We start from the raw sequence: 13,469 nt of genomic DNA, 5'->3' as shown, positions 1-13,469 counted from the left end.
GGCAGTCTTGTCGCGCCGGATGTTGTGTGTACAGACCTGGTCGATCTACTCGAAGATGAAGAATGGCGGCGCGATGGCCCGGCGCCAATACGACTCATCAGCCAGATAGAACTCCTGTGCCTTGGCGCGCGCGAACCATGCTGCCGCTGCTGTTTCATCCTTCTGCAGGCCCTTGCTGCCGCGACCCAGCGCCAGCCCGCTGAAGTATTGGCCGTAGACATTGCCTTGCTCGCCAGCGCGCTGGTACCAGCGCAGCGCCTCGTTCATATCCTCGGGCATGCCAATGCCAGCTTCGTGCAAGGCGCCGAGATCGACCTGGGCCTCGGCATCGCCACGTGCGGCCTGCCGTTGGATGCGGGCGATGGCTGTATTGGTGGAGGGCTGGTCTGCGGCGAGACGTGCAGCATCGGTTGAGCTTCGGGTTGCCTTGCGCAACGCGTCCAACTTGTACAACTCACGCATATACACCGCCGAGCGCAGCCGCCAGCGCAGGGCGCCGGTCATGTCACCCTGGCGTTCGTACAAGCGCGCCAGGTCGTGCATGGCATACGGCGAGCCGTGGTAGGCGGCGCTGTGGTACCAGCGCAATGCCTTGCGTGGCGATGGTTTGAAGCGAACGTCCTCGGGCTTCTGCGGTTCGTCACCGCTGTCCAGGCGGCCGCGCTCAAGGATACTGCCCAGTTGCTCTTCGGCGCCGGTGCTGCGGTGGCTACGTGGCGTCGTCGCCGCTGCGCGTGCATACCAGTCCAGTGCGCGCGGGTCATTCCAGGCCTGGTACATCTTGGCGACCCGTAGGGCGGAATCGAACTGGCCGTCAGCGGCTGCGGACAGCGCATCGCGTTCGGTGTCGCTGGGCGGGCGGGTGTTGGGCGTTGTCGCGCAACCGAGCAAGGTGAACAGGGACAGGGCGTACAGCAGCACGCGGGGCGTGGGACGGGGCATCCAGCAGGTCCGGGCAAGGCGGCGGGCGATTATCGCGGAGTGCGCCGGCCCGGGCGCTGAATCGGTTGCCAAAGCAACAGTTGCGCGGGCGTCGAAAGCGGGATACGGTCAGCGCCATGTCCTCGTTCCTGGCCACCGCCGTCAACAATAACAACCGCAATAATCTGCGCGCGAATAATCGTGCGCGGCCACTGCGGGACTGCGACCAGAGCTAGAACAGGCAACACGCTCAGGACACCAGAAAACCCGCATCGGCCGATGCGGGTTTTTTTGTGGCCGGGGCGGGAACACCGAGCGGCTGCAGGTCTTCAAGCCGTTGCTTCCAATGTTTGTCCCCACACAACCCAGGAGCTTTCCCATGTGTTCCATCTTCGGCATTTTTGGCCTGCAACCCGGTGACGACCTGCAGGCGCTGCGTCGGCAGGCGCTTGAACAATCCCAGCGCCAGCGGCATCGCGGCCCGGACTGGAGCGGTGTTTACGTAGACGAGGGCGCAATCCTCGTGCATGAGCGCCTGGCCATTGTCGACCCGGCTGGCGGCTCGCAGCCGCTGTTATCCGATGACGGCCAGCTGGCGCTGGCGGTGAACGGTGAGATCTACAACCACCAGGAGCTGAAGAAGGAACTGACCCAGCCCTACGCCTTCCAGACCGGCTCGGATTGCGAAGTGATCAATGCGCTGTACCGTGAAGACGAGCCGGCGTCCTACTTGAACAGGCTCAACGGCATCTTCGCGTTCGCGCTGTGGGATCGCGAAAAGCAGCGCGTGATCATCGCCCGTGACCCGATCGGTGTGGTGCCGCTGTACTGGGGCCACGACAAGCAGGGCCGGCTGTGCGTGGCTTCGGAGATGAAGTCGTTGTCCGACACCTGTGCCGATGTGGCGCAGTTCCCGCCCGGCCATTGGTATGACAGCAGTACCGATACGCTGAGCAAGTACTACCAGCGCCCGTGGCGCGACTACGCTGCAGTCCAGGGTGTAGACGTGTCGCTGGTTGAGCTGCGCGAGGCCTTCGAGCGTGCCGTGCACCGCCAGCTGATGACCGATGTGCCGTATGGCGTGCTGCTGTCCGGCGGTCTAGATTCGTCCTTGGTCGCTGCAGTTGCGGCACGTTATGCGCGCAACCGCATCGAAGACGGTGGCCAGAGTGAAGCCTGGTGGCCACGCCTGCACAGCTTCGCGATTGGTCTGAAGGGCTCGCCGGATCTGGCCGCCGCCGAAGTGGCCGCAGCTGCGCTGGGGACCGTGCATCACGGCTTCGAGTACACCTTCGAAGAAGGCCTGGACGCGGTGCCGGAAGTGATCCGCCACGTAGAAACCTATGACGTCACCACCATCCGCGCCTCGACCCCGATGTTCCTGCTGGCGCGCCGGATCAAGGCAATGGGCGTGAAGATGGTGCTGTCCGGCGAAGGCAGCGACGAGATCTTCGGCGGCTACCTGTACTTCCATAAGGCGCCGAACGCGCTGGAATTCCACGAAGAGCTGGTGCGCAAGCTCGATGCGCTGAACAACTACGATTGCCTGCGCGCAAACAAGTCGATGATGGCCTGGGGCGTGGAGCCGCGCGTACCGTTCCTGGACCGCGAGTTCCTCGACGTGGCGATGAAGATGGACGCGAGCCACAAGATGATCGACAAGGCCAGCGGCCGCATCGAGAAGGCGGTGCTGCGCGAAGCCTTCGAAGGCTATCTGCCCAAGGAAATCCTATGGCGGCAGAAGGAGCAGTTCAGCGATGGTGTCGGCTATGGCTGGATCGACGGACTGAAGGCGCACGCCGAGGCGCAGGTCAGTGACCGCGTGCTGGCAGCGGCCGACAAGCGCTTCCCGTACAACCCGCCGCAAACCAAGGAAGCGTATTACTACCGTCACGTGTTCGAGCAGTTCTTCCCCAGCCATGCGGCATCGGAAACGGTGCCGGGCGGCAAGTCGATCGCCTGCTCGTCACCGGCGGCGATTGCCTGGGATGCCAGCTTCGCCAGCATGGCCGATCCGTCGGGTCGTGCCGTAGCCGGTGTGCACGAGCAGGCGCTGGCAGGCTGACAGCTCAGCAGAAGATCGGCCTGCATTGGCCTTCAAAGCCCCTCTCCCCCTGCGGGAGAGGGGTGGGGAGAGGGGCCGCTTCTCACACCGCAAAAACCGCTGCATGTGACTACGAAATTGCAGCTACTTCCTCGGTACTCAGTCAAAGGGATTTTCGATGCGTGCTTGTTCGTTATTGATGTTTGGCCTGCTTTGCAGTTCGTTCGCCCATGCCAGTGACGTTCCTTTGGAGCGCCATCAATTGGGTACCTGGGAAGCAGATATCGGCTATACCGGGGTGGTGCGCGACGGCGACACTTTGCATGTTTCCGGTGTGCCCTGCAGAGGCGCGGACATGCAGGCCGCGGTGCGGGACTGCTACGGCAAGCTGACGAAGATCCTGCTGCAGTTTGATGCTGACAGCAGCCAGGTGGTGAAGGAAACCGTGTTCACCACCGATATGGACGGCTTGATCAAGGCCATCCCCGACCGCAAGACCTTCTTTGCCGACGGCAAGTATCCAGCGGCGAGCTGGGTGCAGATCAGCCGCCTGTTCGACGCCGAGGCCAAGCTTGAAGTGGAGTGGACGGTGCGGTTGAAGTAAGGCCGGAACCCAGACCCGTCGTTTGTGGGAGCGGCGTAAGCCGCGAAGCAGGAACTCCATCAGATTGCACATGCATCAAGGGCTCGAGCAGATCCAGCTTCGTGGCTTACGCCGCTCCCACACTCAGATGCCAGCCGGGGCAAGCGAAGTGCCCCGGGAATGCTGGCATAAATATGGAACACTCCTGATCTCTGCGTACAAACGTTTGCTGCCTCAGCGCGGGCTCAAGCTCAAATTGTGCGCGGGCTGACCTGGCAGGAATGGGGTCGGCCTGCCTTCCACCCAGTCGTCGTGGCCAGCGCCCCAGAACGGTGACAATGGATGGCCGCTCTGGCCGCCGGGCATATGCACGATGCCATCGGCTTCGTGGCCGGGTGACACCACCATGCGCTCGGATGCGCCGAACTTGGGCCCGACTACCCGTGGCATATCGGCGTCGCCAGCCAAAGGCTGGGCCGGCATGCACAGCCAGCGTTTGAACAGGCCTGGCAAGGCTGCCGAGACCGGGTGGCAGATAGCGGCGGTGTTGCGCTCGCCCCAACTGCGCTCGGCCAGGTCTGGACCTTGCGCGGCAAGGTCGCTTTCAAGCTGACGGGCGCTGTCAGCCAGCAGCGCATCCCAGCTTTGGTATGGCGCTGGTAGTAGATTCGCCGGCCGTTGGCTGAGCAAGGGCCACAGCACGCCTTCGAACTGGGCAAGTTTGGGCGCGATGTAGCGCTCGCCCAACTGTGCCTTTGCAGGTGCCAGCAACGCACCCTCCATGTTGTCCATCAGGATGCCGCGGAATCCGCGTGCCATGCGGTAGCTGACCGAATCGGTGGAGGCGCGGCCCTGCCATTGGCGGCTGGCGGCTTCCAGTCGCTTCAGCGCGGGATCATCGCTGTGCTCGATGGTCTGCCGTAGCAGCTTCCACCAGCGTTCCATCAGCAGGGCGCGGTCGTCGAGCTGGATGGCCAGCAAGTCGCGCTCGTTGAAGCTTTCGTGGGCAAACAGTCCGTCGCGGATCTGCTTGGCACGTGCGCCGAAATCGTAGCCACCGTCACCGGCTTCGGCCAGGGCGGCACCGTCGAGCACACGAGCATTGGCCGTCCACAGGCGGTGATCGGGCGGGTCAATCAGCGAGGGTGCCTGGTCGGTGCGGATAGACCAAGGCAGGCAAGTGGACTGTGCGACAGCATCAGCTTGGCAGGCCGGGTCGCGCGCTGGTCTTGCACCGATCAGACGCCAAGCGATTCGACCGCTGCGGTCGGCAAGCAGCAGGTTCTGCGCGGGGACGCCGGAACGATCGGCCACCGCAAATGCGGCATCCAGATCGGCCGCCTTGGCCATGTCGATGAAACCCAGATGGACGGCACCTGCTTGCTGGCCTACCCAGCGTAATGCCAACAGGTGTCCGTCGGGCTCGTCATGCAGGATTGGGCCCCAATTGCTTTCGCGCACCAGCAGCATTTCCGGGCGGGCACCGGCAACGCCAATGGCTTCGTTGTAGGTACGTAGCGGCGCATCGGCTGGCACGCTGGTGTAGTCGGCGGTATCGATGTAGCTGTTGGTGAAGGCCCAGGCCACCCGCGTATTGCTGCCGACGATGACCGCCGGCAGGCCGGGCAGGGTAAATCCGGTGACATCGACCTTGCCTTCCGGTGCGGTCGGATCGGCATAGCGCAGGCGTGCACGGAACCAGATATTCGGCGCGCGCAGGCCCAGGTGCATGTCGTCGGCGATGATGGCGCGGCCGTCGACGGTCAGTGCTCCAGCCACTGCGAAATTGTTGCTGCCCGGAAAAGAATCGGCCGCCGCTGGCGGCCCGCCGACGCCTCTCTCCCGCGCAGCGGGAGAGAGGGGGACCGCTTGCGAAGCAGGCGGTGGAGTGAGGGCCTGCGCGATAAAAGAATCGGCCGCCGCAGGCGACCCGCCTACGCCTCTCTCCCGCATAGCGGGAGAGAGGGGCACCGCTTGCGAAGCAGGTGGTGGAGTGAGGGCCCGCGTGGTGCCTGCAATACGCAGGTCCAGCGTTGCTGCATCCGGTAACACCGCATCGCCACGGGGCGCGCCGAACAATGGTGCATCCCAGCTGCTGCCGTCATGCGCCAGCAGCGCATACAGCGCCGGTGGCACCACGCTGCGGATGCGTGCCATCGCGAGTTCGCGGGAGTTGGTCGGGTCCTGCAGATCGGCGTACATCGCCAGCCCGGTCAGCACCGTATCTTCCAGCTCCCACGGACGCGGTTGCTGGCGCAGCAGTAGATAGGGCCAAGGCCGCACCGGCAGCGCGGCAAGGCCTGCATTGACCCCGTCGCGGTAGGCTTCGATGACACCGCGCTTGTCACCCAAGGCCGCGCCCAGGTTCTGCTGGGTATGGGCGCGCAGCCGGTGCACGCGCATGCGCTTGTCCAGCGGCAAGGCCTTGGCGCCGAACAGTTCGGATAGCTCGCCAGCGGCCGAGCGCCGCATCAGGTCCATCTCGAAGAAGCGTTCCTGCGCATGCACATAGCCCAGGGCACGGGCCATATCGGTCTCGTTGGCGGCCTCGACGGTGAGTACTCCCAGGGCATCGCGCTGGATGCTGACCGGGGCGGATAGCCCGGGCAGGGCCAGTTCCCCGTCCAGCTGCGGCAGGCTGCCGCGCAGCAGCCCCCAGACGACCAGCAGCGCTACCAGCAACAGCCCCAATACAACCCAAAGCGAACGCAGCAGCCAACGCAGCACAGGCCTACCCCCGGTAGCGGTTCTGTCGCGATTGTAGACAGCTTGTGAAGCTGAAAGAGAGGGAATCGCAACTGAAAGTGATTCTGATTAGATCATTGGGTTTTCAGATGGGGCACCCTATGCACCATCGAATCATCAGGAGCATCCCCATGCAGGGCAAACCCGAAGTTATTGAGTGCCTGAAGGAGCTGCTGCGCGGCGAACTGGCTGCGCGCGACCAGTACTTCATCCATTCCCGTCGTTATGAGGATCAGGGCCTGCTGGCGCTGTACGAGCGTATCGGTCATGAGATGGAAGAAGAGACCGAACATGCTGATGCATTGCTGCGTCGCATCCTGTTCCTCGGCGGCAACCCGGACATGCGTCCGCACGGCTTCGAGCCGGGCGTGACGGTGATGGAGATGCTGGAAAAGGATCTACAGGTGGAGTATCAGGTGCGTGCCAATCTGGCTGCCGGCGTGAAGCTGTGCGAAGCACAGGGCGACTATGTCAGCCGCGACATCCTGCTTGTGCAGTTGCGTGACACCGAAGAAGACCATGCCTGGTGGCTGGAGAAGCAGCTGGGCCTGATCAAGCGCATTGGTCTTGAGCTGTACCAACTGAGCAAGATGGACGCCAAGGGCGCTGCGGCGCATTGATTTTGTAGTGCCGACCCATGGTCGGCATTTTGAATCTATCGGTAACGCCCTTGCCGACCATGGGTCGGCACTACAGGGGCTTGATCGGCACCGTGGGTCTATCGGGTAATGCCCGTGCCGGCCATGGGTCGGCGTTACAGGCGTTGTAGCCTGTAGACGGCGGTGGATAGCGCGCTTACGCCGTCGGCGCGGAAGTCCGGCTGCTGGTCGAGGATGTCGCGGCGTTCCAGCAGGCCGGCCTGCCACGGACTGGCGAACAAACGCTGCACTTCGGCTTCCTCCACTGAGAACGGCGGGCCTTGCTTCTCGTCCTGCGGGTATTCCAGGGTGATCAGCACACCCTGGCAACCTACCGGCAACTGCCCGTACAAGGTGTCGCGGTAGTGCTGGCGCAGGTGCGGCGGCAAGGCGATCAGCGCAGCGCGGTCATAGACGCTGGCGATATCCCCCAGCAGTTCCGCATCCAGCGCGAAGGCATCGCCACAGATGATTTCAATCGGCCCGGCGCTATAGTGCTCGCCGTATGGGCTGCTGTGGCGCTGCGGGGTGATGTCGGCTTCGGCGAAGAATTGCTCGATGGCCATTGGTGACAATTCAACGCCGAGCACGCGGTGGCCCTGCGCCGCCAACCAGTGCATGTCCAGGGTCTTGCCGCACAGCGGTACCAGTACGCGGCTGCCTTGCGGCAGTTCAAGCTCGGGCCAGTGCTTCTGCAGCAGCGGCATCACCTCGCTGCGATGAAAACCGATTTGACCGTTCTGCCAACGTTGCAGCCAGAAGTCGGGTTGCATGGGGTTCTCCAGTTGGGTGTGCTTTGCAGATTGCTTTGCTGTTTGTGGGAGCGGTGTCAGCCGCGAAGCTGATAGCAATGGATCGATGGTGATTTGTGGTCGCTGATGTTGGTTGGATCTGTGGCTTCGCGGCTTACGCCGCTCCCACAAACACAAGCAAAAAAGAAGGCCGGGCAATGCCCGGCCTTCTCTTGATTACTGGACTTCGAGGCCTTCGACCTTCTGCCAACCCCGCGGCAGCAGATGCCCGCGCGTCGCCCGTGTTCCCAGATACGTTTCCAGGTCCTTGAACGACAGGTTCATGGTGCGCTGGCCACTGCGTACCTGCAGGGTGTTTCCCGGGCCTACCGCGACCACCGCTACCACGCGCTCGGTGGAGAGCTTGGCTTTGGGGATCTCGATGATCTTGTTGCCCTTGCCCTTGTCCAGCTCGGGCAGCTCGCTGGCCGGGATGGCGAGCATGTTGCCGGCGCTGGTGACAGCAACGATCCGGTCGGTTTCTGGGTTGGCGACCAACGACGGGGTCAGCACTGCCGAACCAGTGGACAGGTTGAGCATCGCCTTGCCGGCCTTGTTGCGGCCGGTGAGGTTCTCGAAGCGGGTGACGAAACCATAGCCGTGCGTGGACGCCAGCACGAAGCGGGTGTTGTTGTCGCCACTGGCCACGGTGACGAAGCTGCTGCCCGAGGCCGGTGAGAAGCGGCCGGTCAGCGGCTCGCCATTGCCACGTGCCGAGGGCAGGGTATGCACCGGCGTGGAGTAGGCGCGGCCCTCGGTATCGAGGAAGGCCACCTGCTGGGTGCTGCGCGTACGCGCCACTGCCAGCAGGCTGTCGCCGTCGCGGTAGTTCAGGGTTGAGCCGTCGACGTCGTGGCCCTTGGCCGCACGTACCCAGCCCTTCTCCGACAGCACCACGGTCATCGGTTCGCTGGGCACCAGCTCGGTTTCGTCGATGGCCTGGGCGGCACCGCGCTGGACCAACGGCGAGCGGCGCTCGTCGCCGAACTTCTTGGCGTCGGCCAGCAGTTCGTCCTTGACCAGCTTCTTCAGCTTGGCGCTGCTCTGCAGGATCGACAGGATTTTGTCGCGCTCCTTGGCCAGCTCATCCTGCTCGCCGCGGATCTTCATTTCTTCCAGGCGCGCAAGCTGCTTGAGCTTGGTTTCCAGAATGTAATCGGCCTGGTCTTCGCTCAGTGCGAAGCGCGCGATCAACGCGACCTTGGCATCGTCCTCGGTGCGGATGATGCGGATCACTTCATCCAGGTTGAGGAAGGCAATCAGCAAGCCTTCCAACAGGTGCAGACGACGCTCAACCTTCTGCAGGCGATGGTTGAGGCGGCGGGTGACCGTGTCCTGGCGGAAGCGCAGCCATTCGCTGAGCAGCATCTTCAGGTTCTTGACCTGCGGACGACCATCCAGACCAATGACATTGAGGTTGACGCGGTAGCTGCGCTCAAGGTCGGTGATGGCAAACAGGTGGCCCATCAGCTGCTCGGCATCGACGCGGTTGGAACGCGGCATCAACACCACGCGCACCGGGTTGGCATGATCGGATTCGTCGCGGATGTCTTCCAGCCACGGCAGCTTCTTGGCGCGCATCTGCGCGGCAATCTGCTCGATCACCTTGGACGGCGACACCTGGTGCGGCAGCGCATCGATGACGATGTTGGCGCCTTCTTTCTTGAAGGTGGCGCGTGCGCGCACGCTGCCGTTGCCGGTCTCATAGATGTTCCGCAGGTCCGACGGCGAGGTGATGATCTCGGCGGTGGTCGGGTAGTCCGGGCCCTTCACGTGCTCGCAGAGCTCGGCGATGGTGGTGTCCGGCTCGTCGATCAGGCGCACCAGTGCGCTGACGATCTCATTGAGATTGTGCGGCGGCACGTCGGTGGCCATGCCCACGGCGATGCCGGTGGTGCCATTGAGCAGCAGGTGCGGCAGGCGCGCCGGCAGCCAGGTTGGCTCTTCCAGGGTGCCGTCGAAGTTCGGGGTCCAATCTGTGGTGCCATGGCCCAGCTCGCCGAGCAGCATCTCGGCAATCGGGGTCATCTTGGATTCGGTGTAACGCATGGCCGCGAACGACTTGGGGTCGTCGCTGGAGCCGAAGTTGCCCTGGCCCTCGATCAGCGGATAGCGGAACGAGAACGGCTGCGCCATCAGCACCAGGGCCTCGTAGCAGGCGCTGTCACCGTGCGGGTGGTACTTACCGATGACGTCACCGACAGTGCGGGCGGACTTCTTGGGCTTGGCGGCAGCGCCCAGGCCCAGTTCGCTCATCGAATAGATGATGCGGCGCTGCACTGGCTTGAGCCCGTCGCCGATGAACGGCAGGGCGCGGTCCAGTACCACGTACATGGAGTAGTCGAGATAGGCGCGTTCAGCGTATTCGCGCAGTGGCTGCTGTTCGAAGCCATGGTAAGCGGGGCGTGCAGAATCAGTCATTGCGGGTAGGTGCTACCTGTTGTGCGGGGCCAAGGCGGGGACCGCCGGCTTCCTGATCCGTCGATTATCCGGATGGCGGCGGCGATGCCAAGCGCGGCGACTGTCCTGGTGAAGGTGGTGTCATCGATTCACTACATATGCGTAACGGTGAATTCATTTCTTGGTGAAAATATTCCATGGAATATATTTCCAGTTGGAAATAAAATGCTGCCGCATGAACACCCCTTTACCTGTACCCCCAAGCTTTGGCCTGCTGATGCGCCAAGTGGGCGACGGGCTGGTGCGCCAGCTCGACGCGACCATGGCCGAGGAAGGCCTGGGCATTGGCTTCACCCATTACGTAGGGCTGAAGGTGCTCTCGCAGATGGCACCGTGTACTGCCGCCGAGCTTGGCCAAGCCATCAATCAGGTGCCCAGCGCGGTTACCCGTCTGCTGGACCGGCTGGAGGCGTTGGGTGCAGTGCGGCGTGAGCCGCATGCGCAGGACAGGAGGGCCTTGCAGATCGTAGTGACCGACGAAGGTCGCGCGCTGTGGCAGCAACTCAAGGTGCGCGGTGACCGGATCATGGATCTGGCCCTGGGCGACCTGACTGCCGCTGAGCATGACCAATTGTTTTCCCTGTTGACCCGGGTACGGGACGCCCTTTCTCCCCCATGAAAACTTCTCCTTTGAACTACGCGCGCCCGTTGTTGCTGGGCGCTTTGGTACTGGCGCTTGGCGCCTGTGCCAGCAGCCGTGGCCTGCAACCGCAGGGACATCTGCTTGACGCTGACAGCCTGCAGGCCGGGCGCAGCCTGGCCGGCGCGCCGCTCAGTGCCGCGGGCTTTCCGGCTGCCGACTGGTGGCGTGCATTCGCCGATCCACAGCTGGATGCGTTGGTCGCCGAAGGTCTGCGCAGCAATCCCTCGCTGGAAGCAGCCGATGCGCGCCTGCGCCAAGCGCAGGCACAGGCGTCCGGCGCCGATGCCGAGCGCAAGCCCAACGTGTCGCTGTCGCCCGGCTATACCGGGCTGACCTTGCCCAAATCAATGGCCGGTGATCTCGGCGGCGATTACATGGGTAGCGTGCAGGCGGTAGCCAACTTCAGCTATGGCGTAGACCTGTGGGGCGGCAAGCGCGCGAACTGGGAAGCGGCAGTGGACAGCGTCCATGCCTCGACGGTGGATGCGCAGGCCGCGCGGCTGGATCTATCGGCTGCCATCGTCCAGGCCTATGTGCAGCTTGCCCACGCCGGGCAGCTGCAGCGGGTTGCCAATGACGAACTGGCGCGCGCCGAAAAGACGCTTGAGCTCACCAACCAGCGCCGTCGCGCGGGAATCGACAGCAATCTGCAGGTAACCCAGGCGCAGGCCCGGTTGCCGTTGGCGCGTCAGCAGCAGTTGGCCGCGCAGCAGCAGATCGATTCCGCCCGTAACACCTTGGCGGCGTTGCTGGGGCAGGGCCCGGATCGCGGGCTGGATATTGCGGTTCCCGCAGAATTGAATCCGCTGGCCCTGCAGCTGCCAAGCGTGCTACCCAGCGAACTGCTGGGTCGTCGCCCGGACATCGTCGCTGCGCGCTGGCGGGTGGAAGCGGCAGACAAGCAGATCAAGGTCGCCAAAACCCGCTTCTATCCCAGCCTCAACCTGACCGCACTGGGCGGGGTGGTGTCGAAGAACCTGGACAGCCTGTTGCAGAGCGGCTCCACCTTCGGTTTGCTGGCACCGGCGCTGAGCCTGCCGATCTTCGACGGCGGCCGCCTGCGTGCCGGCTTGGCCGGCAGTGATGCCGAGTACGACCTGGCAGTGGCCAACTACAACCACACCGTGGTCGAGTCGCTGCGCGATGTGGCTGACCAGGTCACCGCACTGCGTTCGCTGGCCCAGCAGGTGCAGGCCCAGCAGCAGGCGCAAGCTACCGCGCAGGCCGCCTATGACCTTGCCCAGCAGCGCTACCGCGCTGGCATCGGCAATTACCTTGATGTGCTCGGCACGCAGGACCAGTTGCTGCGCAGCCAGCAGCAGCTGAGCAATCTGCAGTCACAGCAACTGCTGTCCTCGGTGCGCCTGAGCGCGGCATTGGGCGGAGGCTTCCAGCCTGACGCCACTGCCGAACCTGCTGTTGCCATCAACGCCAATTCGAATTCCTGAGACGCCTCCCCATGAGCCAGACCTCCTCCCCTGAAGCGGCAGCTGCCGCACCCAGTCGTCGCGGCAAGCTGCTGCGCGGCTTGTTGTTGATCATCGTGATCCTGTTGGTGGCATTTGCTGCGTGGTATTACTTCCTGGGCCGCTGGGCCGAGGACACCGATGACGCCTATGTCGGCGGCAACCAGGTGCAGATCACCCCGCAGATCACCGGCACGGTAGTGTCCATTGCCGCCGATGACGGCATGAAGGTGGAGCAGGGCCAGCTGCTGGTGCAGCTGGACCCGGCCGATACCGAAGTGGCCATGCAGCAGGCGCAGGCCAACCTGGCCAGCACCGTGCGCCAGGTGCGCGGCCTGTACCGCAGCGTGGAAGGTGCGCAGGCGGAGTTGAACGCACGTCAGATCACCGTCAAGCGTGCCCGCGAAGATTTCGCCCGCCGTCGTGACCTTGCGGCTACCGGTGCGATCTCGAACGAAGAGCTGGCGCATGCCCGTGACGAGCTGGCTGCAGCCGAAGCTGCCGTTGCAGGTTCGCGCGAAACCGTTGAGCGCAGCCGCGCGCTGGTCGATGACACCATCATCGCCACCCAGCCGGACGTGCAGGCTGCGGCCGCACAGCTGCGCCAGGCCTACCTCAACAAGGCCCGCGCCGGCATCGTTGCACCGGTGACGGGCTATGTCGCACGCCGCTCGGTGCAGGTTGGCCAGCGCGTGCAGCCGGGTGCTGCCTTGATGGCGGTGGTGCCGGCCGAGCAGATGTGGGTGGATGCCAACTTCAAGGAAACCCAGCTGCGCCACATGCGCCTGGGCCAGGAAGTTGAGCTGCGCTCGGACCTGTACGGCGGCGATGTGACCTATAAGGGGCACATCACCAATCTGGGTCTGGGAACCGGTTCGGCGTTCTCATTGCTGCCGGCGCAGAACGCCAGTGGCAATTGGATCAAGATCGTGCAGCGGGTACCGGTGCGCATCACCATCGACGCCAAGCAGCTTGCCGAACACCCACTGCGGCTTGGTCTGTCGATGAAGGCCGAGGTCAACCTGCACGACCAGAAGGGCACGGTGCTGCCGGTCGAAGCAGCCAAGGGCACGGTCTACGGCACCGAGATTTACAGCAAGCAGCTGCACGATGCTGACGCCATGATCCACAGCATCATCCAGGACAACCTGCCGCCGTCCGCGCGCGCCAGCTGAGGT

Annotated in this window: 10 protein-coding genes; 6 read left to right on the top strand and 4 right to left on the bottom strand. The window is 63.8% G+C overall.

Translation table 11 applies throughout. The annotated features are described in order from the left end of the window. Positions 1 to 45: 45 nt before the first annotated feature. Positions 46 to 942, bottom strand: a complete 897-nt coding sequence (locus ACVOMB_RS08980; RefSeq protein ID WP_481530848.1) for a tetratricopeptide repeat protein — start codon at positions 940 to 942, stop codon at positions 46 to 48. 358 nt (positions 943 to 1,300) lie between these two features. Here ACVOMB_RS08980 and asnB point away from each other — a divergent pair, with 358 nt between their 5' ends. Both asnB and ACVOMB_RS08970 read left to right on the top strand, forming a co-directional pair. After that, positions 1,301 to 2,986, top strand: a complete 1,686-nt coding sequence (asnB, locus tag ACVOMB_RS08975; RefSeq protein WP_481530847.1) for an asparagine synthase B — start codon at positions 1,301 to 1,303, stop codon at positions 2,984 to 2,986. A gap of 157 nt (positions 2,987 to 3,143) precedes the next feature. Further along, positions 3,144 to 3,569, top strand: a complete 426-nt coding sequence (locus tag ACVOMB_RS08970) for a RidA family protein (protein ID WP_481530846.1) — start codon at positions 3,144 to 3,146, stop codon at positions 3,567 to 3,569. A gap of 213 nt (positions 3,570 to 3,782) precedes the next feature. Here the strand turns inward: ACVOMB_RS08970 and ACVOMB_RS08965 are convergent, their stop codons facing one another. Next, positions 3,783 to 6,275 carry a penicillin acylase family protein gene (locus tag ACVOMB_RS08965; RefSeq protein ID WP_481530845.1) on the bottom strand — a complete coding sequence of 831 codons (2,493 nt, stop codon included), beginning with the start codon at positions 6,273 to 6,275 and terminating at the stop codon, positions 3,783 to 3,785. Positions 6,276 to 6,424: 149 nt separating this feature from the next. On the opposite strand from ACVOMB_RS08965, the gene ACVOMB_RS08960 reads away from it, so the two are divergent. After that, positions 6,425 to 6,913 carry a bacterioferritin gene (locus ACVOMB_RS08960; protein WP_481530844.1) on the top strand — a complete coding sequence of 163 codons (489 nt, stop codon included), beginning with the start codon at positions 6,425 to 6,427 and terminating at the stop codon, positions 6,911 to 6,913. 134 nt (positions 6,914 to 7,047) lie between these two features. Here ACVOMB_RS08960 and ACVOMB_RS08955 read toward each other — a convergent pair whose 3' ends face one another. Next, entirely contained in the window at positions 7,048 to 7,704 is a 657-nt protein-coding gene (locus ACVOMB_RS08955; RefSeq protein ID WP_481530843.1) for a thiopurine S-methyltransferase, read from the bottom strand. 195 nt (positions 7,705 to 7,899) lie between these two features. Next, the gene (gene parC, locus ACVOMB_RS08950) at positions 7,900 to 10,143 is read right to left on the bottom strand and encodes a DNA topoisomerase IV subunit A (protein ID WP_481530842.1); all 2,244 of its coding nucleotides are present in this window, start codon (positions 10,141 to 10,143) and stop codon (positions 7,900 to 7,902) included. A gap of 214 nt (positions 10,144 to 10,357) precedes the next feature. On the opposite strand from parC, the gene ACVOMB_RS08945 reads away from it, so the two are divergent. From ACVOMB_RS08945 to ACVOMB_RS08935, 3 genes are read left to right on the top strand one after another with little or no spacing between them, the layout of a single operon-like run. Further along, positions 10,358 to 10,801: a MarR family winged helix-turn-helix transcriptional regulator gene (locus tag ACVOMB_RS08945; protein WP_481530841.1), complete on the top strand. Its 444-nt coding sequence runs from the start codon at positions 10,358 to 10,360 to the stop codon at positions 10,799 to 10,801. After that, complete coding sequence (locus tag ACVOMB_RS08940) at positions 10,798 to 12,273, top strand: efflux transporter outer membrane subunit (RefSeq protein WP_481530840.1); 1,476 nt, start codon at positions 10,798 to 10,800, stop codon at positions 12,271 to 12,273. Before ACVOMB_RS08945 ends, ACVOMB_RS08940 begins: the two co-directional genes overlap by 4 nt. Before the next feature lie 11 nt (positions 12,274 to 12,284). After that, complete coding sequence (locus ACVOMB_RS08935) at positions 12,285 to 13,466, top strand: multidrug transporter (RefSeq protein ID WP_481530839.1); 1,182 nt, start codon at positions 12,285 to 12,287, stop codon at positions 13,464 to 13,466. The last annotated feature ends 3 nt before the right edge of the window (positions 13,467 to 13,469 follow it).

It is taken from the genome of Stenotrophomonas sp. STEN018 (assembly GCF_056760235.1).
This window is presented reverse-complemented; position numbering and strand designations above follow the sequence as displayed.

Bases quoted from the DNA above. Each gene is read 5' to 3' on its own strand.
- ACVOMB_RS08980 (WP_481530848.1), bottom strand. From the start codon at position 942: ATGCCCCGTCCCACGCCCCGCGTGCTGCTGTACGCCCTGTCCCTGTTC.
- asnB (WP_481530847.1), top strand. From the start codon at position 1,301: ATGTGTTCCATCTTCGGCATTTTTGGCCTGCAACCCGGTGACGACCTG.
- ACVOMB_RS08970 (WP_481530846.1), top strand. From the start codon at position 3,144: ATGCGTGCTTGTTCGTTATTGATGTTTGGCCTGCTTTGCAGTTCGTTC.
- ACVOMB_RS08960 (WP_481530844.1), top strand. From the start codon at position 6,425: ATGCAGGGCAAACCCGAAGTTATTGAGTGCCTGAAGGAGCTGCTGCGC.
- ACVOMB_RS08955 (WP_481530843.1), bottom strand. From the start codon at position 7,704: ATGCAACCCGACTTCTGGCTGCAACGTTGGCAGAACGGTCAAATCGGT.
- parC (WP_481530842.1), bottom strand. From the start codon at position 10,143: ATGACTGATTCTGCACGCCCCGCTTACCATGGCTTCGAACAGCAGCCA.
- ACVOMB_RS08945 (WP_481530841.1), top strand. From the start codon at position 10,358: ATGAACACCCCTTTACCTGTACCCCCAAGCTTTGGCCTGCTGATGCGC.
- ACVOMB_RS08940 (WP_481530840.1), top strand. From the start codon at position 10,798: ATGAAAACTTCTCCTTTGAACTACGCGCGCCCGTTGTTGCTGGGCGCT.
- ACVOMB_RS08935 (WP_481530839.1), top strand. From the start codon at position 12,285: ATGAGCCAGACCTCCTCCCCTGAAGCGGCAGCTGCCGCACCCAGTCGT.